This window comes from Patiriisocius hiemis, from assembly GCF_031846325.1.
In the GTDB taxonomy this organism is placed as follows: Bacteria; Bacteroidota; Bacteroidia; order Flavobacteriales; family Flavobacteriaceae; genus Patiriisocius_A; species Patiriisocius_A hiemis.
In genome coordinates this window covers 12539-34058 of the sequence record NZ_JAVRHZ010000001.1, presented here as the reverse complement: position 1 = coordinate 34058, position 21520 = coordinate 12539, and the positions used below count along the sequence as shown (strand labels likewise).

Annotated in this window: 9 protein-coding genes; 7 read left to right on the top strand and 2 right to left on the bottom strand. The window is 34.6% G+C overall.

The features are described from left to right. Positions 1 to 48: 48 nt before the first annotated feature. Positions 49 to 1941, top strand: coding sequence for a molecular chaperone HtpG (gene htpG, locus RM538_RS00120; protein WP_311331356.1), 1893 nt, complete (start codon positions 49 to 51; stop codon positions 1939 to 1941). Positions 1942 to 2002: 61 nt separating this feature from the next. On the opposite strand, the gene RM538_RS00115 is transcribed toward htpG, so the two are convergent. Continuing rightward, positions 2003 to 3031, bottom strand: coding sequence for an SAM-dependent methyltransferase (locus RM538_RS00115; RefSeq protein WP_311331355.1), 1029 nt, complete (start codon positions 3029 to 3031; stop codon positions 2003 to 2005). A 154-nt stretch (positions 3032 to 3185) separates the two neighbouring features. Between RM538_RS00115 and RM538_RS00110 the strand changes: the two genes are divergently transcribed. Together RM538_RS00110 and RM538_RS00105 are read left to right on the top strand one after the other, a co-directional pair. After that, positions 3186 to 3746: a hypothetical protein gene (locus tag RM538_RS00110; RefSeq protein WP_311331354.1), complete on the top strand. Its 561-nt coding sequence runs from the start codon at positions 3186 to 3188 to the stop codon at positions 3744 to 3746. A gap of 18 nt (positions 3747 to 3764) precedes the next feature. After that, positions 3765 to 4298 (top strand): phage tail protein, encoded by a 534-nt coding sequence (locus RM538_RS00105; RefSeq protein ID WP_311331353.1) that lies wholly within the window; start codon positions 3765 to 3767, stop codon positions 4296 to 4298. Between the two features lie 8 nt (positions 4299 to 4306). On the opposite strand, the gene RM538_RS00100 is transcribed toward RM538_RS00105, so the two are convergent. Beyond that, entirely contained in the window at positions 4307 to 5311 is a 1005-nt protein-coding gene (locus RM538_RS00100) for an SAM-dependent methyltransferase (RefSeq protein WP_311331352.1), read from the bottom strand. 145 nt (positions 5312 to 5456) lie between these two features. Here RM538_RS00100 and RM538_RS00095 point away from each other — a divergent pair, with 145 nt between their 5' ends. The 4 genes from RM538_RS00095 (at position 5457) to RM538_RS00080 (ending at position 21433) form a co-directional block, all read left to right on the top strand. Continuing rightward, on the top strand, positions 5457 to 11891 hold the full coding sequence (locus RM538_RS00095; protein ID WP_311331351.1) for an HYR domain-containing protein: 6435 nt from the start codon (positions 5457 to 5459) through the stop codon (positions 11889 to 11891). A gap of 92 nt (positions 11892 to 11983) precedes the next feature. Beyond that, positions 11984 to 14959, top strand: a complete 2976-nt coding sequence (locus tag RM538_RS00090) for a sensor histidine kinase (protein WP_311331350.1) — start codon at positions 11984 to 11986, stop codon at positions 14957 to 14959. Then, on the top strand, positions 14959 to 15597 hold the full coding sequence (locus RM538_RS00085; protein ID WP_311331349.1) for a response regulator: 639 nt from the start codon (positions 14959 to 14961) through the stop codon (positions 15595 to 15597). The genes RM538_RS00090 and RM538_RS00085 overlap by 1 nt, the downstream gene beginning before the upstream one ends. Before the next feature lie 91 nt (positions 15598 to 15688). After that, positions 15689 to 21433 (top strand): T9SS type A sorting domain-containing protein, encoded by a 5745-nt coding sequence (locus tag RM538_RS00080; protein WP_311331348.1) that lies wholly within the window; start codon positions 15689 to 15691, stop codon positions 21431 to 21433. Positions 21434 to 21520: the final 87 nt, after the last annotated feature.

Here is a 21520-nt window from a genome sequence, read left to right as displayed (position 1 = left end):
TTGGTATTTTCTTTGTTATACAACGCATATAACTAAAAAATTATAACAATGAGCACAGGGACTATTAATGTATCGGTAGAGAATATCTTTCCGTTAATTAAAAAGTTTTTATACAGCGACCACGAAATATTTTTAAGAGAGTTAATTTCTAATGCAACAGATGCTACTCTTAAGCTAAAACATTTAACCAATATTGGTGAAGCCAGCGTAGAATATGGCAATCCAATGATTGAGGTAAAAGTGGATAAGGACAACAAAAAAATCCATATTATCGATCAAGGTATTGGGATGACTAAAGACGAAGTTGAAAAATACATCAACCAAATTGCCTTTTCTGGAGCCGAAGAGTTTATAGAAAAATATAAAGATAAGCAAGGAGACGATGCAGGTATTATTGGTCATTTTGGTCTTGGTTTCTACTCTGCTTTTATGGTTGCTTCTAAAGTTGAAATTATAACTAAAAGTTACAAGGATGAACCTGCAGCACATTGGACATGTGATGGTTCTCCTAATTACACGCTTGAAGAAACTGATAAAACCGAAAGAGGAACTGAAATTATATTACACATTGCAGAAGATGAAACTGAATTTCTAGAAGACTCTAGAATTAATGAGTTGCTTGTGAAGTATAATAAGTTTATGCCTATTCCAATTAAATTTGGAACTAAAACTGAAACACTTCCAAAGCCAGAAGATGCAAAAGAAGATGACCCTGCTCCTACTCAAGAAGTAGACAATATTATTAACAATCCAACTCCGGCTTGGACAAAGCAACCTACAGATCTAGAAGATAAAGACTACTCAAGTTTTTATAGAGAGCTGTACCCTATGCAATTTGAGGAACCTTTATTTAATATACACCTCAACGTAGATTATCCTTTTAATCTTACAGGAATTTTGTACTTCCCTAAGATGACTAATGATATGAGTATCCAGAAGGATAAAATTCAGCTTTATCAAAACCAAGTATTTGTTACAGATAATGTTGAGGGTATTGTACCTGAGTTTTTAACTATGCTACGAGGTGTAATAGACTCTCCAGATATCCCACTTAATGTTTCAAGAAGTTATCTTCAGGCAGATGGAGCTGTAAAAAAGATCTCTAGTTACATCACTCGTAAAGTAGCAGATAAACTAAAAAGTCTTTTTAACGATAATAGAGAAGACTTTGAAAAGAAATGGGATGACATTAAGATTGTTATTGAATACGGAATGCTTACAGAAGATAAATTCTTCGAAAAAGCACAAAAATTTGCACTATACCCAACAGTAGATGGAACGTATTATACGTATGAAGAGCTAAAAGAAAAAGTAAAAGCTACACAAACAGATAAAGATGATAAGTTAGTGTTGTTATATGCATCAAATAAAGAGGAGCAACATAGCTATATTCAGGCTGCAAAAGATAAAGGATATGAAGTATTATTGTTAGATTCTCCAATTATTGCACATTTAATTCAGAAATTAGAATCTGAAAAAGAGAAGGTAACATTTGCTCGTGTAGATGGAGATCACATTGATAACCTTATAAAGAAAGAAGACACAACAATTTCAAAACTTTCGGAAGAAGAACAAGAGACTTTAAAAACGTTTTTAACTGAAACTATTCCTTCAGAAAAATTTACAGTTCAGCTAGAAGCTATGGACAGTAGTTCAAACCCATTTATAATCACAGAACCAGAATTCATGCGCCGTATGAAGGACATGCAAAAAACTGGCGGTGGCGGTGGAATGTTTGGTATGGGTAATATGCCAGATATGTATAACCTTATTGTGAACACTAATCACGAGTTGGTTGTTGAAATTTTAAATACAAAGACAAAGAAGAAAAAAGAACGTCTTACTAGTCAAGCTTTAGATTTAGCTAAACTAAGCAAAGGACTTCTTAAAGGAGAAGACATGACTGCTTTTATTAAGCGTAGTTATGAGATGATAAAGTAAACCATCTCATTTTATAATTTTTCAAAGGTTACTTAATAACACATTAAGTAACCTTTTTTCTTTAGTTAGTTATTTTAAACTGCAGTCCAGGTTTTCTACCACATTTATAATTTGATTTAAGTTGTGTTACCGTTTGCAACATGGGATTTAAATCAATTAATTTTTGAAGCTGTGTTAATGCACTATCATCTATATCTAAGCCAATGTCTTTATAAATTGTAATTATTGTAGCTATGGATAGCGTATTAAAATTCTGGTTAGTTTCCTCCGGAACAGTTGTAATTACTTCTTTAAATGTAACAGTTGGAAAGGCATTATTAAAGTGGTCTTTATTATCAAAAACAGTCTTTTTGTTTAAAGTAAATAAAGAACCTAGCTTATCAAAATAAGCTTGAGGTTCATCTAAGCTCTTTTTATTAGCGTCATAGATATCTTCATTTACTGCAAGAAGCGCTAACTCAATTTTTTCAGGAATTAATATTGTTTTTTCTGAAAGTTGATTAAGTAAATTATAAGTAATAGCCACTTGATGCTCATCTTTTAAGGCGTTCATCATAGTTTCAGATAATAATATATTTATACTGTTTGGTTTTTCAATGGTGTATTCTGCTGCATCACAACATACAATATCTTCCACATAGCCTTCCAATTCAAATTTTTTAATTACTTGTTGGAGTTTAGAATAGCTATGTTCATGTATTTCAAGTAAAGTAAATTTTAGCTGTTCATTTGTAAAAAAATAAGTCAACGGAAGCACAAGTGAAGCAAAAGGCCCAGTACCTGCATACAAAATATGAGCTTTACCTTCCTTTTCTATTACATCTTTAGTTGCTTTAAAAATTGCTTTGCAAAAACGATACGTCCTTAGATAGTCATTAATATACATACCAGCCCATTTAGGGGCTATGGCTCTACCAGAATGTGTAGAGATATCCATTTGTGCTTCTATGGCTCCCTCGTTAAAAGACACCGAGTCAAAAAGCAATTCTTTGTAATTATTAACCAATGCCAAAATTTCGCCAGGATATAAGTTATCTTTTATAAGATCTTGGGAAACATCATTTAATTGTTTTTGTAGTTCGTTTAGCATGTGATCACGATTTGGTTGCTAAATTAACAATTTAAATAGTGCTTGAAGTTACATTTTAAGTTCTAGAGTTATTTTAAAATTCAACTTTAACATTCAAACTACTTAAAGAATCTAAAAAGTTATCTATATTTATATCAACTAATTAACCACAATTATGAATTCTTTCAAGTCTTCAAGGAGAAACTTCCTTGGCAAGTCCTCAGTATTATTAGCTGGTGGATTTTTACTCCCATCAAGTTTAGCTTTTGCAAACGCCGAAAAAAACACAACTGAATTACTTTTTACTGAAAAAGATTTTGAAGAGAGCAATGATATTAGAAAACCATTTGCTATTGCAAAATCTGTAAAAGTTTGGGGGAAAATTTTTTCCAAAGACGGAAAAACACCACTTGCAAATACACAAATTAAAATTTGGCATCTTTCGCCAAAATCTAAACAATACGGGCATTTAGGAAAATTTACTACTAATACTAAAGGCGAATATACTTTCTGGACAGATTTCCCTGATAGAGAAGAAGGTAAATACCCAAGAATACATTTTGAAATAACTCAAGAAGGTAGAGTTACAACTTCAGAGCTTTTATTAGGAAATGATGAAGCACACATTACATCAAAACATTGGGAAAAAAATAATGTTTTAGGTAAAAAGCTTTTTCCAATAATGAAAAATGGGTCTTTTGAAACCCAAATTAACTTTAATATCACAACTAACTAATCAAAAAATTAATTTATTATGGAACCATTTATAGGAATGATTGTAATGTTTGGCGGAAATTTTGCTCCAAGAAGTTGGGCACTATGTGACGGTCAATTATTAGCTATTTCACAAAACACAGCACTTTTCTCAATTCTAGGAACAATTTATGGAGGTGATGGCAGAACCACCTTTGGCTTGCCAGATCTTAGAGGACGTGTCCCTATGCATGCTGGAAACGGCCCAGGTTTATCAAATAGACAACTTGGTCAAAAATCAGGATTTGAAACAAACACTCTTATAAACGCTAACTTACCACAAATACCATTACGTGTAAGCTCAGCTAATGCTACACAAGGAGCAGCAACTACTGGCTCTTCAATTGCTACACCAGGAATGGTCAATGGAAGAACTTTTGAACCAGGAAACGGATTTAATACTGCTACACCAGATATTATTCTTAATTCAGCTTCTGTAGCAGGCGGTAACTCAACTCCTATAAATAATATTCAACCTTATCAGGTAGTAAATTATATTATAGCTTTACAGGGAACTTTCCCTTCAAGAAACTAAAAAATAAGTTACTCTAAAATTTTCCAGTTAGGGATACCAATAGTGGTATGTTTTAATCTGTATGTTTTAGAAGAAATATTATATAAAGATTGTACACAATAAGGATTACTAATTAAGGATTTAGATTTTAATAACTCTAGATCCTTATAAATAATAATCTTAGCAAAAATTGAAACATCTGGAGTTTCAGTAAAATCCTCTGGGACTTCAATGTTTTCTGAAATAAATTCAAAATTTGGAGAAGGAGCAATATTCTTATTAATAGAAAATAGATATTGCGTATCGCTGCTTTTATAGGTAGGGCCTAACTCCAATACGTTCTTATAAATATCGAAATATGGTTCTTTTGAATAAAAAGTATGCTCTGTAAATATGTCTATAGCTTCTGGGATTAATATCCCCTTTGGATTTAATTGAGGCACTAAATTTTGAGTGATAGCAACTTGTGGCTCTTTGATTAATCCCTTATCCATAGTTTCACTCACTACAATATGTAATGGAAGTGATGTATCATGCTTGTATTCTATAGCATTGCCTAAATAACTTTTTCTGAAATAGGCAGTAGCATCAAGAAATTTAATTAATGCCTCAACCGATGTAATTGAACTTTGGTTAATATCAACTAAAGTAATAGCTAGCTCTTTTGGAGAAAACATAGAAAGTAGTGGCAGTACTATAGGTGCTCCAGGACCGCAACCTGCGTATACCAATTCTATTTGCTGGTTTTTAAAAATAGATTGAGCGTCACGTATTGCATGATAAGTAGCTTTTATAAATCGAACCGTACGTAATGGATCTTGAAGGCAGTCTAGTGCATGTTGAGAAGAAAGTGCAATACCGCCATCAACATGAGTAGGAAATGTGCTTGCGTATTGATCTTTTGATGATGACTGTGCCAACAGTTCTTCATAAAGCGCTGCTAATGATTTTGCTACTGTAACCTCCTCTGCTTCAGATGAAGTCTCCAGTAATACTTGCGTAAGAGATTTAAAAGACAAGTAAGTTTTTATCATTTGCGGAAATTAATAAACGAAATAAGAACGTAAAGTACGTAAAATCACGTATTTAAAATAAAGTAATGATAATATATTATTGAAATTAACATAACAACAATTAAAATAAAACTAACCAAATTGATAATCAATTAAATAAATTGACATGAAAAAAAATTACATTTTAATACTATTTTTTAGCGTAATGCTATTTGGTAGTACTACTGAAATTCAGTCACAAACAACAGAAGATTTTGAAACTGAAACTGTAGGAAGTCAAACATTTTCAGAAGGTGGCTTCAGCTTTACCAGTAATACAGCAAATTTTCAAGTAGATGATTTTGGAGGTGTAAGTGGAGCTGGCTCAGGAGACTCAGACCAATACATGGACAATTTTGCTGAAATAGCTGCCGCCGGTCCTAAAACTTATACATTTACTAGAACTGCAGGGCCAACTACTTTTTTCACAATGCAGGCAGTAGATTTTTATTTGTCATCTCTTGGAGATGCAAGTTTTCCAACAGATGATGGAACACTTACTATTATTGGTAGAACCGGAACTACTGTAGAATATACTGCAATGTACAATACTGGAGACCCTATATATGAAACTGATTTCTCAGGAGACAATGGTTTTTTTAATGTAGACTTTACAAATCTACCTAGTGTTGGCGACCAATCAAATACTAATATTGATAATATTCAATTTATTATAGGTGGTGCATTTAGATATATTGCAATAGATGATTTTGAATTTGATGATGAAGTACTTAATACAGATCCTCCAGAAGTACAAAGCATAGCAGTAGTGGGTATGCCAGCCAGTACAGCAACTAGCGTTGACTTTTTAGTGACTTTTAATGAAAATGCAAATAATGTAAGTACCGATGATTTCTCATTAGATACTGTTGGAACCTTTGGAACAATAGCTTCTGTTTCTGCTAGTTCTGGCACTTCAATTACCGTTACAGTTAATGGTATTTCTGGAGAAGGAACTATTAGTATTGACCTTAATGCAGGTACAGATATTGCAGATGATTTAGGAAACTCAGGACCGCCTGCTTTTACGGCAGGTCAAAACCATACTGTTTCCAGATGTTTTGCTGAAACTTTTGAATCCTTTACAGCTGGAGATGTTCAATTTTCTAGTAATGGTATAGACTTTACAACAGCAACAGGAACAAATGATTTAGAAGTTGAAGTGTTTACTAATGGAGGTGTCGGACCTTCAGACAAATTTCTATCTAACACCTCAGACCAAGGTATAGGTAAAGTATATTCAATTACTACAGTTGGTACAGAATTATTTAACGTAGAAGGCCTTTTTGCGTATTTATCATCTGGAAATAATGGACTACCTAATCCAACAAATGATGGAGATATAACTTTTGAGGGAAGACTTTCTGGAAGCACCTTATATACTATTCAAAAAAATACAGGTTTCCCAACAGATTTTTCTACAAATAATGGGTTTTTCTTTTATGATTTTGGAGCAGACGGCTTGACTAATATTGATGAATTACGAATTACATTAGGAGGCTCTTTTGTTTATCTAGCTATAGATGACTTTGAACATTGTGAAGAAGTAAATACTGCATCTCCACCTATTGTACAAAGCATAAACCTTATTGGAAATCCACCAGCAAATTCAGCTTCTGTTAATTTTGAAGTAATATTTAATGAAAATGCAGTTAATGTTTCAGTAGACGATTTTTCTCTAGATATTGCTGGAACAGCAATGGGAACTATCTCAGGAATTACTGGAACAGGAAACACCTATAATGTCGCTATTAATGGTATTTCTGGAGAAGGAAGTCTTAGGCTAGATTTAAATGCTGGGACAAACATCGAAGATGGAGATGGAAATACGCCTCCAGATCCTTTTATAGAAGGAGAGCGTTTTATTGTATCCATTTGTAATGTAGAAACTTTTGAAGGTTTAGCAGATGGCGATTTTACTTGGACTACAGACATTGTTCCATGGACAACTCAAGGAGCAGGTTTTAGTGTAGATGAATTTATTGGCGCCGGTGCAGGTGGGTCTGATAGATATTTAGACAACTTAACAAGCCAAGCTACCGGTGATGTAAACATTATTGAAATTTCAGATACGCAAGATGTCAAAATGTCTAGTATGGAGATTTATGTTTCCTCAATACTCAATGGGGACAACCCAACGGATAATGGAACTTTACAGGTGAGAGGTCTTTTGGATGGTGTAGAAGTATTTTCAGTAACTAAATCTTCAGGTTTTCCTACTACTTTTGGAAGTACACAAGGATTCTACCTTTGGGATTTTGCTACAGAAGGTGGTTTTGATTGGTCTATGGACGATATTGACGAAATTGAACTTACAATTGGTGGTTCTTTTCAATATATAGCTGTTGATAACTTTAAATTTTGTCAGGAACCTCCAGTACTTTTTACAGCACTAGCAGATTTATGTATAGATGATGGAGTACAAACTGGACTTGGTGGTGCAACACCAACAGGTGGTGTTTATAGCGGACCTGGCGTAACAGATGACGGAAATGGAATGACTTATAGCTTCGACCCTGCTGCTGCAGGTGTTGGAACACACACACTTACGTATACACAAGGAGGAGAATCTGCAACAGATGATGTAGAAGTATTTGCATTACCAACAGTAAGCTTTACAGCACTAGCAGATTTATGTATAGATGACGGAGTACAAGCTGGACTCGGTGGAGGAACACCAACTGGTGGGGTATATAGTGGAACTGGAGTTACAGATGATGGAAATGGAATGACCTATAGCTTCGACCCTGCTGCTGCTGGTGTTGGAACACATACAATTACATATACATATACAGACCCTAACGGATGTACTAATAGTGCTAATGATGATGTGGAGGTTTTTGCATTACCAGCAGTATCTTTTACAGCACTAGCGGATCTTTGTGTAAATGATGGAGTACAAGCTGGACTTGGTGGAGGAACACCAACTGGTGGGGTATATAGCGGACCTGGAGTTACAGATGATGGAAATGGAATGACTTATAGCTTCGACCCTGCTGCCGCTGGTGTTGGAACACATACAATTACATATACATATACAGACCCTAACGGATGTACTAATAGTGCTAATGACGATGTAGAAGTATTTGCATTACCTGTTGTAACATTTACAGCTCTTGCAGATCTCTGTATAGATGATGGAGTACAAACTAGTCTTGGTGGAGGAACACCAACTGGTGGGGTATATAGCGGACCTGGAGTAACAGATGATGGAAATGGAATGACCTATAGTTTTGACCCTGCCGCTGCAGGTGTTGGCACACATACAATTACATATACATTTACAAATTCTAATGGATGTACTAATAGTGCTAATGACAATGTGGAAGTATTTGCATTACCAACAGTAACCTTTACAGCTCCTGCAGACCTATGTATAGATGCGGGAGTACAAGCTGGTCTTGGTGGAGGAACACCTACAGGAGGAGTTTATAGCGGTACAGGTGTTACAGATGATGGAAACGGAATGACATATAGCTTTGACCCTGCTGCTGCAGGTATTGGAACACATACAATTACATATACATATACAGACCCTAACGGATGTACTAATAGTGCTAATGATGATGTAGAAGTATTTGCGTTACCAACAGTAACCTTTACAGCTCCTGACCCTGATGTGTGTGTAGAAGACGCTGTAGTAACAGGGTTATCTGGTGGAATGCCAACAGGCGGTGTGTATAGTGGTACTGGTGTTACAGATGACGGAAATGGGATGACATTTAGTTTTGACCCAACTGCTTCAGCTCCAGCTGGCGGTAATATTCCAGTTACGTACACATTTACAGATGCAAATGGCTGTACTAATAGTGATACAGATACTATTTTTGTTGATCCTGTATGTTGTGAACTTATAGTAGATTGTTCAAATATTACAGATCAAAACCTTTCTTGTAGATCAGACTTACCATCAGTAGATTTTAGTTTACCAATAATTGTAGAGTCTTGTGGTGATGTAATATTGTCTGCTTTAACAATTATTCCAGGAAATTCTGCATGTCCAGGTGATCCACTTATTGTTCAAAGAACATACTTTATTCAAGATGAAGACGGTAATATGGTAGAATGTATGCAAACCTTTACAATTATAGATGATACTGCACCAGTAATAACATGTCCAGCAGATGTTACTGTTCAATGTGATGAGAGTACTGACCCAGCAGATACAGGAATGGCGACTGCTACAGATAACTGTGATAATAATCCATCAGTTACTTTTAGTGATACTATAGTAGCAGGCGCTGGAAACAATTCAACTATAACAAGAACATGGACTGCAACCGATACATGTGGAAACATGTCAACTTCATGTGTACAAACAATTGAAGTTGTAGATACAACACCACCAGCAATTACCTGCCCAGCAGATATTACTGTTGAGTGTGATGAGAGTACAGACCCAGCAGATACAGGAATGGCTACAGCCATAGATAACTGTGACGCTGCTCCTTTAATTACATTTAATGATGTTGTAACACCAGGAATTGGAAACAATTCAACCATTACAAGAACATGGACAGCTACAGATGCTAACGGAAACGCTTCTAACTGTGACCAAATTATTGAGGTTGTAGATTCAACTCCACCAGTAATTATCTGCCCAGCAGATCTTACTATTGAATGTGACGATGACCCTAGCCCAGCTAATACAGGAATGGCAACTGCAACAGACAATTGTGATACTGCTCCTGTAATCACCTTTACTGATGTTGTAGTAGCAGGTGTTGGAAGTAATTCAACTATTACAAGAACATGGACGGCTACAGATGCCAACGGAAACGCTTCTAGTTGTGACCAAGTTATTGAGGTTGTAGACACTACACCCCCTACTCCTGTATGTATGGACATTACTGTTTCTTTAGATGAAAACGGAATGTATGTCTTAAACCCTTCTGAAATTGATGGAGGTAGTACAGACAATTGTGACCCTGCTCCTAGCCTGTTTGTATTTCCAGATACTTTTACTTGTGATGATATAGGAACTAACAATGTAACTCTAACTGTAACCGATGCTAATGGAAATGCTAATGTTTGTGGAGCTATTGTAACGGTAGTTGATGATACTCCTCCTACAATTTCATGTCCTGCAGATATTACTGTAAGTGCAGATGCAGGAATGTGTGATGCAACTGTAAGCTTTGGACCTGCGGTAGCTCTTGATAACTGTAATGTTACTGTTACGCAAACCGATGGCCCTCTAAGTGGAACTAGCTTCCCTGTAGGAACTACGGTTGTTGCCTTTACAGCTACTGATGCTGGTGGAAATAGTACGGTGTGTACCTTTAATGTAACTGTTACTGATGATGAACTACCTGCTGCGGTATGTCAAGACATCACAGTTGCTTTAGATGAGTTTGGTGCTGCTAGTATTATGGCTAGTGATGTAGATGGTGGAAGTACAGACAACTGTGCAATAGATACCTTATCGATTGACATTGATACTTTTGATTGTTCTAATGTAGGACCTAATAATGTGGTGCTTACTGTAACTGATGTCAATGGAAATGTAAACACCTGTACTGCCGTTGTAACGGTAGAAGATACAACTGCTCCTCTAGCTATTTGTCAAAACATCACCGTTCAACTTGATGCTAATGGGATGGTTAGTATTGTGCCTAGTGATGTAGATGGTGGAAGTAGTGATGCTTGTGGTATTGATACACTTACTGTAGATATTGACACTTTTGACTGTTCTAATGTGGGTGCTAACGATGTGGTACTTACTGTAACTGATGTCAATGGAAATAGTAGTACATGTACTGCTACAGTAACTGTAGAAGACACTATTGCACCTACTTTAGTATGTCAGCCAGCGACTATTACTATAGGACCTGATGGAACGGCTACGGTAGATCCGTTAATACTATTAGACCAAACCAATCCTTTAGACAACTGTACTATTGATAGTTTAGCTACCAATGCGGGTACTTTAGACTGTAGTGATGTTGGTAGTACGATAACTGTTACTGTATTTGCTGTGGATGCAAATGGTAATATAGCGTCTTGTGAAACAACACTTACTATTGAGGATAGTCTTGGTCCTGTATTTGACCAAGGAACACTTCCAGAAGATACTTCTAGAGATCCAGAGCCTAATGGTATTTATACCTTAGAAGACTTTACAGTAGGTGTAGCAGCATCAGACAACTGTAGTGATCCTTTATTACCTATTGTTATTGCACAAGATCCAGCTCCGGGTACTCCATTAGGAGTTGGAGTGTACGATATTACTTTAACGGCTATGGATGATTTAGGCAATGAAACAGATTATATCTTTGAGCTTACTGTTAACCCTATCTTGGGTGTGGAGGATACTAACTTTACTAGTTTAAGTTTATATCCTAACCCTGCAAGTGATATGGTAACTTTAAGTAATCCTAATAATTTAGAATTACAGGAAGTAGCTATCTATGATCTTATGGGACGATTAGTAAACACTATCAAACTTATGGATATGGGTACTGAAAGAAACATCGATGTATCGCTACTGCAAAGTGCAACCTACTTGATTGTGATTAAAGGAAAACAAGGTATAACAACAAAACAGTTGATTATAGAATAGTAATTTTTAAATTTTAGTTGTAAAAGCCCTTTAGTTATCATGCTAGAGGGTTTTTATTTTTATATCAATTACCTATCTTTCAAGAAAAAAAGTTGAGAAAATCTTTTCTTATAATTTTTCTACTATGTAAACTTATTGCCCAGTCGCAATCTACATTTACTCATAAAATATTTACCAAAAATGATGGTTTAGAAATAGACAGAATAAAGGCTATGGAGTATGATGATGATGGGTTTTTATGGCTTGGTGGCATTGACAATGATTTAAGGGAGATTATTTCAGCTAAAAAAGAACCTGTAATTCAACGTTTTAATGGAAAAAAGTTTCACTCTATACCCATACCAAAAAACTCAAAAAAAGAGCTTAATTCTATCTTCCAAATAATAAAAAGAAAGGACGGTCTTTTCTTTGTGCATGCAGGAGACCAAATCTTTTTATTTAACCCTTTCACTTTAGTATTTAAGCCATTATTTAGAGAACTTGAAGCAAAGGATATTTATTTTTCAAACATCTTTTTTTACAATAAAGCTTACTATTTACTTACACAAGAAAAAAAGCTAATTACCATTAACAAAATTACAGATGGTTTAGAGCTAAACCCTTTAGTGTCATTTACGAAAAACACTTCAAAATATCTCATAGAAGAATCAACCCAGTTTTTACCTTTTGAAGAATATTTTATAATAAGTGATGATAACTTTCCAGTAACATTTGTAAGCTGGGAAGGAGAAATACTTAATGAACTTCCCTTTAGGCTTGAAAACAAAAAAACTAAACTCTTAGAAAAAATAATTATAGATGAAGTCTTTACTAAAAATGACACTTCTTTTTTCTTATTTAGAAACAATTCTAAATTACACTTTGTAAACAAAAAAAATAGAACGTTAGATCCTGTAAGGACACTTACCCCTTCTTTTGAAAGTAATAATCTAAAGATAATTCAAAATAAGCCAGACAAACCAATTATTGCAACTGTAAAAGGTAAAAATGTAAGTCTTTTTGAATTTAAAAACACAACTAATATTGAAACCATTTTTTCAGAAGAAATTTTTGAAATTAATAGCCCGTTAGAACTAATTACAAAAAATAATTCTAGAGATATCTTTATTGGAAACTCTAAAAACGAACTACATCATATAGGATTATCTTCAACTAAAATTGAAACATTCTTGCCTGAAATTGCTATACGAGCTATCTCAAAATTTGATGATAATTACCTAGTTGCTACCGAAAATAAGGGGTGGTACACACTAAACTTAGAAAAAAAAGAAATACTCCCCTATAAAATATATGTTAATGGTGTTGAAGAAATACCTAACTCTTCCAGATCAATCTTTTTTGAAAACAATAAACTATGGAGTAATGCTGGAAGCAATATATTAGAAATAGATACAGAGGAGAATAAAAATAGTTTACATAGACATTTCCCACCTTCTTGCTTAGCTGAATTAAACAACAATGAATTAATTTATGGAACCCGTGGATATGCACTTATGAGGTTTAACAAAACAACAAAGAAGCATACTAAAATACTCACTACAGATTCTTTATATATCCATGATATAGAGTTAAAAAACAACTTTCTTGTTGGTGCTACAGATAAAGGAGTTTTAACGTACAATTTTGATACTCAAGAAAGTCAGTTTTTTGGGAAAAACATATTTGATGATTCGTACATGTTAGCAATAGAACACCATCCAGAGTATGGTTATTTAATTGGTTCAAGAAGTGGAAAAATATTTCAATACAATAAAAAAACCAATGACTTTACTTTAATTTATAGCGATAAACTAAATGCTGGGATAGCCACTATTCTTTTTAAAAGTGACACTTGGTGGATTAATACTTTTAATGGCATTGTTTCATATAATATTAAAAGCAAAGAAGAAACACGGTATTCTACAAAAGATGGTCTTTCTCATAACGAAACCAATAGATATAGTGCCTTAGATACCGGAGATGGTTTTTTAGTAGGAACAATTAGTGGGCTAAACTATTTTAGACCTGAAGAATTAGAACCTAAAAAAAATGTATCAAAATTAGTACTACTTAAGACAAGAAGTTTTAGTAAAAAACTGAATAAAGTAGTATCTATATATAACAGAGAAAAGTTAAACAAAACTATAGTGCTGCCAGCAGAATTTAAAGAATTAGAGCTGGAGTTTACTTTAACCAACAATACAGAAGACAGGCAACATAACTATAGATATAAGCTTAATAACGAAGATTGGATTAATAATGGTTCTTCCCAAGTGATAAGATTTCCAAACTTTGCGCCAGGCAAGTATACATTAGAAATTGATGCTTTAAACTTTTCAGGGAAAAAAATTGGTGAGTCCATCAACCTAACAATAATTTCTAAAAATTTTTTCTATAAAACATGGTGGTTTTATCTCTTAATTTTAGTCTTAATTATATCAATGCTTACATATTTACTTAAACAAGCAAAGCTAAAACAACAATTACAAGAGACATTTTCTGAAAATTTATTAGAGTCCCAAGAAAAAGAAAGAACCAGAATAGCAAAAGACTTACATGATAGTGTTGGGCAGCAATTAACGTTAATAAAAAAGAAAGCACAAAATTATGACCAAGAGGAACTTGCATTACTTACAAATAATGCATTAGAAGAAGTAAGGAGTATCTCCAGAGATTTATACCCCGCAGTTCTTAAACAGCTAGGACTTACAACTAGTATAGAGCAATTAGTGTATGATATAGATGAAGAAACTACTATTTTATTTTCTACTGAGATTGAAGATATAGATCAAATATTTACCGAAAAAGAAACAGTAAACCTATACAGGTTTATTCAAGAATGCTTAAATAATATAGTTAAACACTCGAAAGCTACATCTGTTGAAGTTATAATTAAAAATAAAAACAAGCATATAGCGATTTCAATTAAAGATAATGGTGCAGGTTTTGATGTTACAAACAAGACCAGTCAAAATAGTTTAGGTTTAAAAACACTTTCTGAAAGAATACGTATCTTAGGTGGAACATTACAAATTAATAGTAAACCCACAAAGGGAACAAATATAACAGCTATACTACCTACAAAATGATGTCCCAAACTATTCTTGTTGCAGACGACCACCCAATGCTATTAAAAGGACTTATTCAAGAACTAGAGCAATATGGATACAAAACACTAAAGGGTGCATTAAATGGAGCTACGGCCCTTGAGGAAATTATAACAGAAAAGCCTGATATTGCGATTTTAGATATTGAAATGCCTATACTATCTGGCTTCGAGGTTATAAAAAAAGCTACCGAAGTTAATACTAAAACTAAATTTATCATTCTTACATCTCACAAAGAGAAAGCCTTTGTGATGAAGGCAAAAAAATTAAATATTTCTGGGTATTTATTAAAAGATGAACCCTTTTCTGAAATTAATAAATGTATTAAAGCTGTTGAAAAAGGAGAAACGTACTTCAGTAAAACATTTAATCATATTTTTTCTACAAAAGTATCTCCCGAACTTAAAAAAATTAAATTTTTATCCCCTTCTGAAAGAACAATCGTACGATTAATAGCACAAGAAAAAACGTCTAAGGAGATTGGAGAATTACTTTCCATTTCTCATCGTACTGTAGAAAAACATAGAGCCAATATTATTGCAAAATTAGACCTACCGCCTAATACAGACTCACTTACTGTCTGGACTACCGAAAACAAAGAGCTTATCCTCTCATTATAGACTATACGTACCCCTACGTAAAATTTGTACTGTACTACGTATTTCAAGATTAATTGTATTAGAATACATTTAAGCTTAAGATAATATTCTTATGAAAAAAGCATTACTTCTAGTCTTACTAAGTTTATTTGTTAGTATAGAATTCAACGGGCAAACCACCTATACCTATAGTGGTAATGGAGAGTGGGGTGTCCAAGCAAGATGGTTTCCATCTTATCCAGGTGAAACTGTTAATGCTGGTGATACTGTGATTTTTGAGGGACAAGATATTACAATTGATAATGGTAATAATATATTTAACAGAGGAACCATTATTTTAAAATCTGGAGCTACATTAACAATTAAGTCAGCTGCGCCTTCTGATCCAGACCCAAATTATTTAACCTCTCCAGGCGTTACCGTTGTAGAAGCTTACGGAGAGTTAGTTGTAGAGGAAAGAGCCAAATTTTCAACAACATCAGCCTTGTATCCCCAAGGTTCACTCCAAGTTCATAGACTTGGTAGGTTTACTAACTACGGTTCTTTTATAACTTTTTGGAAAAGAACACAACTTTCAGGTTGGTGTGATGGGTTTATGGTAAACTACGGTACTTTGTATTTTAATCAAGTAAACGGTTTTACGATTAATCAAAATGGGTATTTTACCAATAGAAATTATGCTGTTATAGCAAATACATCAGGTTTAAACAACTATGGAAACGTACAAAATTTTGGAAATTTGGTAAATGCAGGAACTTTCAGAAACTACAACAGAATTTTAAACAATACACCTAATACTATCTCTAACCAAAAATCTTTCATCAACCAAGCTGGAGGTGTAGTAGATAACAAAGGAACTTTTACCAATAAGATTTCTTACTTTTTCACAAATGAAGGATCCTTCAGAAACTTTTCAGGAGTGCTAAATTTTGATAATACAAGTGGTTTCTCGTCTTATGTTACTAATAAAAATTTTATAGACAATAGAGGCAATTCTACAATAAATTTCAATAGTTATTCTCCAGATAACGAAGGAACAATAGTTAATCAATCAGGATCTAGTATTAATGGCACTAGTACACTTTATAATAATAATAATGGAATAATAGATAACTATGGTACTGTTAACGCAACTATATACAATCAAGGTTTTATAAGAGGAAATAGTTTTAATCACTTTGGAATAATTAAAAATCAAAACATAATAGCACCTAGAAACAACAATAATCCAATTGGTTCCTACGGCATTTCTGGGAGCTCAGAATTTGAGTTTCGATCTTCTATAGAGATTGAATTACTAAATACTAACACCCATGATAAGGTAAGATTTAATAGCTCACTCCCTAGCTCTGAGCGCCCAAGAATTAATGTTACACTTTTAAATGGATTTGTACCTGCTGCAGGAGACCAGTTTGTAATTGTTGAACATCAGGGGCTTACACCTGGTTTTATTAACTTACCAACGTTACCCCCTAGTATTGCTTGGGAGACTCAGCAAAACACAAATAATATTACACTTAAAGTGGTATGTACTCCTTCCACCGTAGAGTGCGCACAAGATGTTACTGTAACTAGTGATATCGGGCTTTGTACTGCCTCGAACGTAATACTTCCTACTCCTAATGTATTTTCTTGTACAACATATACTGCAACAAACGATGCTCCATTATTATTTCCTATAGGTGATACAGAAGTAACTTGGACAATTACTACCTATGATACAATTTTTACTTGTAGTCAAATAGTAACTGTGACAGATATAAATGACCCAACAATGACTTGTAGTGCTGATATTTTGGTGTCGGCCTCACCAAATAGCTGTGAATCATTTGTTAACATAGTTCCTCCTTCTATAGATCTTTTTTGTGATAGTGTTGTATATGGATGTACTTCTCCTGTCACATTTAATACCATTGGTAGTGGTCTTAATGTAAGCCTTGACAATACTTTTTTAACATTACCAATGGTTGAGTATATTGCACAGAGCATTGAAATTCAAGTGGTTGTGAACGGTCCTTTTTATGAAACAGGTGAACGTTTTATGTTTGAAGGACCCGATGGAAATCTATTGCTTAATAAAACTAGAATTAGACCAGAGTGTGTAGACACTACATATCCAATTACAATTACTCCAAGCGTTTGGAATTCGTGGATAGATACGTATGGAACCGATTTAACTTTTAAGGTAAGAAGAAATGTAGGAACAAAGATAAACTTAAATGATCCAAATTGTGGTAATTATTTTTACCTATGTACTCCATTTTCAGGAGCTGCTGAAGCTATAAACGACTATAACAACTCCACAGATGCTTCAGATACCTATCCAGTTGGGACCACAACGATAAATTGGACTTATGTCGCTGATAATGGAAATACAGTAAGTTGTTCTCAAGATATTACGGTTGAGGATACAGAACTTCCTTCAGTTACCTGTAAAAATAGTACAGTTGCATTGGATAGTAATGGTATGGTTACTGTTAACGGTATTGATCTTGATAATGGAAGTACAGATAACTGCAGTATTGCTAGTTATGAAATTGCTGCTTTTGGGATGGCTCCAAGTGCATCTTTTACTTTTGATTGTAGTAATGTAGGGACAAATACGGTTTCATTAGTGGTAACAGATGTTTATGGAAATTCAAATCAATGTACAGCCCAACTAACAATTGAAGACCCAATCCTTCCAACTACTAATTGTATTGACATCATTGTTCAACTAGACATCAATGGGGAAGCAACAATAAATCCTTCAGATATTGATAATACTAGTTTTGATAATTGTGGAATAGCAACATACAGTATCGATAAAGAAAATTTTACTTGTGATGATGTTGGAGTTAATACAGTTATATTAACAGTAATAGACAATAACGGAAATAGTAATCAATGTACTGCCACAGTAACGGTTGAAGATCCTATAGCTCCTCAAGCAAATTGCGTAAGTGACTTGATTCTTAGTCTAGATGAAAACGGGGTAGTTAATTTTACAGCTAGTGATATTGATAGTGGTTCAACTGATGCCTGCGGAATTGCATCAATGGAAATATTTCCAACTCAGTTTGATTGTGATGATATTGGTTTTCAAGATGTAGTTCTTGTACTAGTAGATAATAATGGAAATACTTCGGAATGTACTTCATTAGTTACCGTACAGGATGTATTACCCCCAACACCAGTTTGTAAAGATATTACCGTTCAATTAGATTCAACGGGACAAATAGCCATTACAGCCGAAGCTATAAATGACGGTAGCTATGATAATTGTGCTGTAGATTCAACAAGTATTGATATTCAAAATTTCACTTGTTCAAATCTTGGAGAAAACACAGTTACCTTAACTGTTAATGATGTAAATGGCAATAGTGCAACTTGTACAGCTATAGTAACTGTAGAAGACAGTATAGCACCGCAAATTATTTGTCCAGCAGATGTAACGGTTGAGTGTGATGAAGATAACAGCCCAATAGCGACAGGTGTTGCCACCACGACCGATAATTGTAGTGCAACAGTATCTTTTAATGATGTAGTAGTTCCAGGAATAGGAAGCAACGAAACAATTTTAAGAACATGGACTGCAACTGATATTGGCGGAAACCAAACTTCTTGTGTTCAAACCATAGAAGTAGTAGACACTACACCACCAGTATCTATATGTCAAGATATTACAGTTCAATTAGATGAAAATGGTAATGCTAGTATTATTCCTGAAAATATAGATAATGAATCCTTCGATAATTGTGGTGATATAACCTTTAACATTAGTCAAAATAATTTTAATTGTGATGATATAGGAACCAACATTGTTACACTAACAACAACTGATGAAAATGGCAATACATCTACATGTTTAGCAACCGTAACCATTATAGATTCAACTCCACCAGTAATTATCTGCCCAGCAGATCTTACTATTGAATGTGACGATGACCCTAGCCCAGCTAATACAGGAATGGCAACTGCAACAGACAATTGTGATACTGCTCCTGTAATCACCTTTACTGATGTTGTAGTAGCAGGTGTTGGAAGTAATTCAACTATTACAAGAACATGGACGGCTACAGATGCCAACGGAAACGCTTCTAGTTGTGACCAAGTTATTGAGGTTGTAGACACTACACCCCCTACTCCTGTATGTATGGACATTACTGTTTCTTTAGATGAAAACGGAATGTATGTCTTAAACCCTTCTGAAATTGATGGAGGTAGTACAGACAATTGTGACCCTGCTCCTAGCCTGTTTGTATTTCCAGATACTTTTACTTGTGATGATATAGGAACTAACAATGTAACTCTAACTGTAACCGATGCTAATGGAAATGCTAATGTTTGTGGAGCTATTGTAACGGTAGTTGATGATACTCCTCCTACAATTTCATGTCCTGCAGATATTACTGTAAGTGCAGATGCAGGAATGTGTGATGCAACTGTAAGCTTTGGACCTGCGGTAGCTCTTGATAACTGTAATGTTACTGTTACGCAAACCGATGGCCCTCTAAGTGGAACTAGCTTCCCTGTAGGAACTACGGTTGTTGCCTTTACAGCTACTGATGCTGGTGGAAATAGTACGGTGTGTACCTTTAATGTAACTGTTACTGATGATGAACTACCTGCTGCGGTATGTCAAGACATCACAGTTGCTTTAGATGAGTTTGGTGCTGCTAGTATTATGGCTAGTGATGTAGATGGTGGAAGTACAGACAACTGTGCAATAGATACCTTATCGATTGACATTGATACTTTTGATTGTTCTAATGTAGGACCTAATAATGTGGTGCTTACTGTAACTGATGTCAATGGAAATGTAAACACCTGTACTGCCGTTGTAACGGTAGAAGATACAACTGCTCCTCTAGCTATTTGTCAAAACATCACCGTTCAACTTGATGCTAATGGGATGGTTAGTATTGTGCCTAGTGATGTAGATGGTGGAAGTAGTGATGCTTGTGGTATTGATACACTTACTGTAGATATTGACACTTTTGACTGTTCTAATGTGGGTGCTAACGATGTGGTACTTACTGTAACTGATGTCAATGGAAATAGTAGTACATGTACTGCTACAGTAACTGTAGAAGACACTATTGCACCTACTTTAGTATGTCAGCCAGCGACTATTACTATAGGACCTGATGGAACGGCTACGGTAGATCCGTTAATACTATTAGACCAAACCAATCCTTTAGACAACTGTACTATTGATAGTTTAGCTACCAATGCGGGTACTTTAGACTGTAGTGATGTTGGTAGTACGATAACTGTTACTGTATTTGCTGTGGATGCAAATGGTAATATAGCGTCTTGTGAAACAACACTTACTATTGAGGATAGTCTTGGTCCTGTATTTGACCAAGGAACACTTCCAGAAGATACTTCTAGAGATCCAGAGCCTAATGGTATTTATACCTTAGAAGACTTTACAGTAGGTGTAGCAGCATCAGACAACTGTAGTGATCCTTTATTACCTATTGTTATTGCACAAGATCCAGCTCCGGGTACTCCATTAGGAGTTGGAGTGTACGATATTACTTTAACGGCTATGGATGATTTAGGCAATGAAACAGATTATATCTTTGAGCTTACTGTTAACCCTATCTTGGGTGTGGAGGATACTAACTTTACTAGTTTAAGTTTATATCCTAACCCTGCAAGTGATATGGTAACTTTAAGTAATCCTAATAATTTAGAATTACAGGAAGTAGCTATCTATGATCTTATGGGACGATTAGTAAACACTATCAAACTTATGGATATGGGTACTGAAAGAAACATCGATGTATCGCTACTGCAAAGTGCAACCTACTTGATTGTGATTAAAGGAAAACAAGGTATAACAACAAAACAGTTGATTATAGAATAAGCAAAGAGGGCTAACTAACCACTATCTCTATTAACCCCAGTTATTTATTAATGCTGGGGTTTTTGTTTTATTACGTTACCTTTGTTC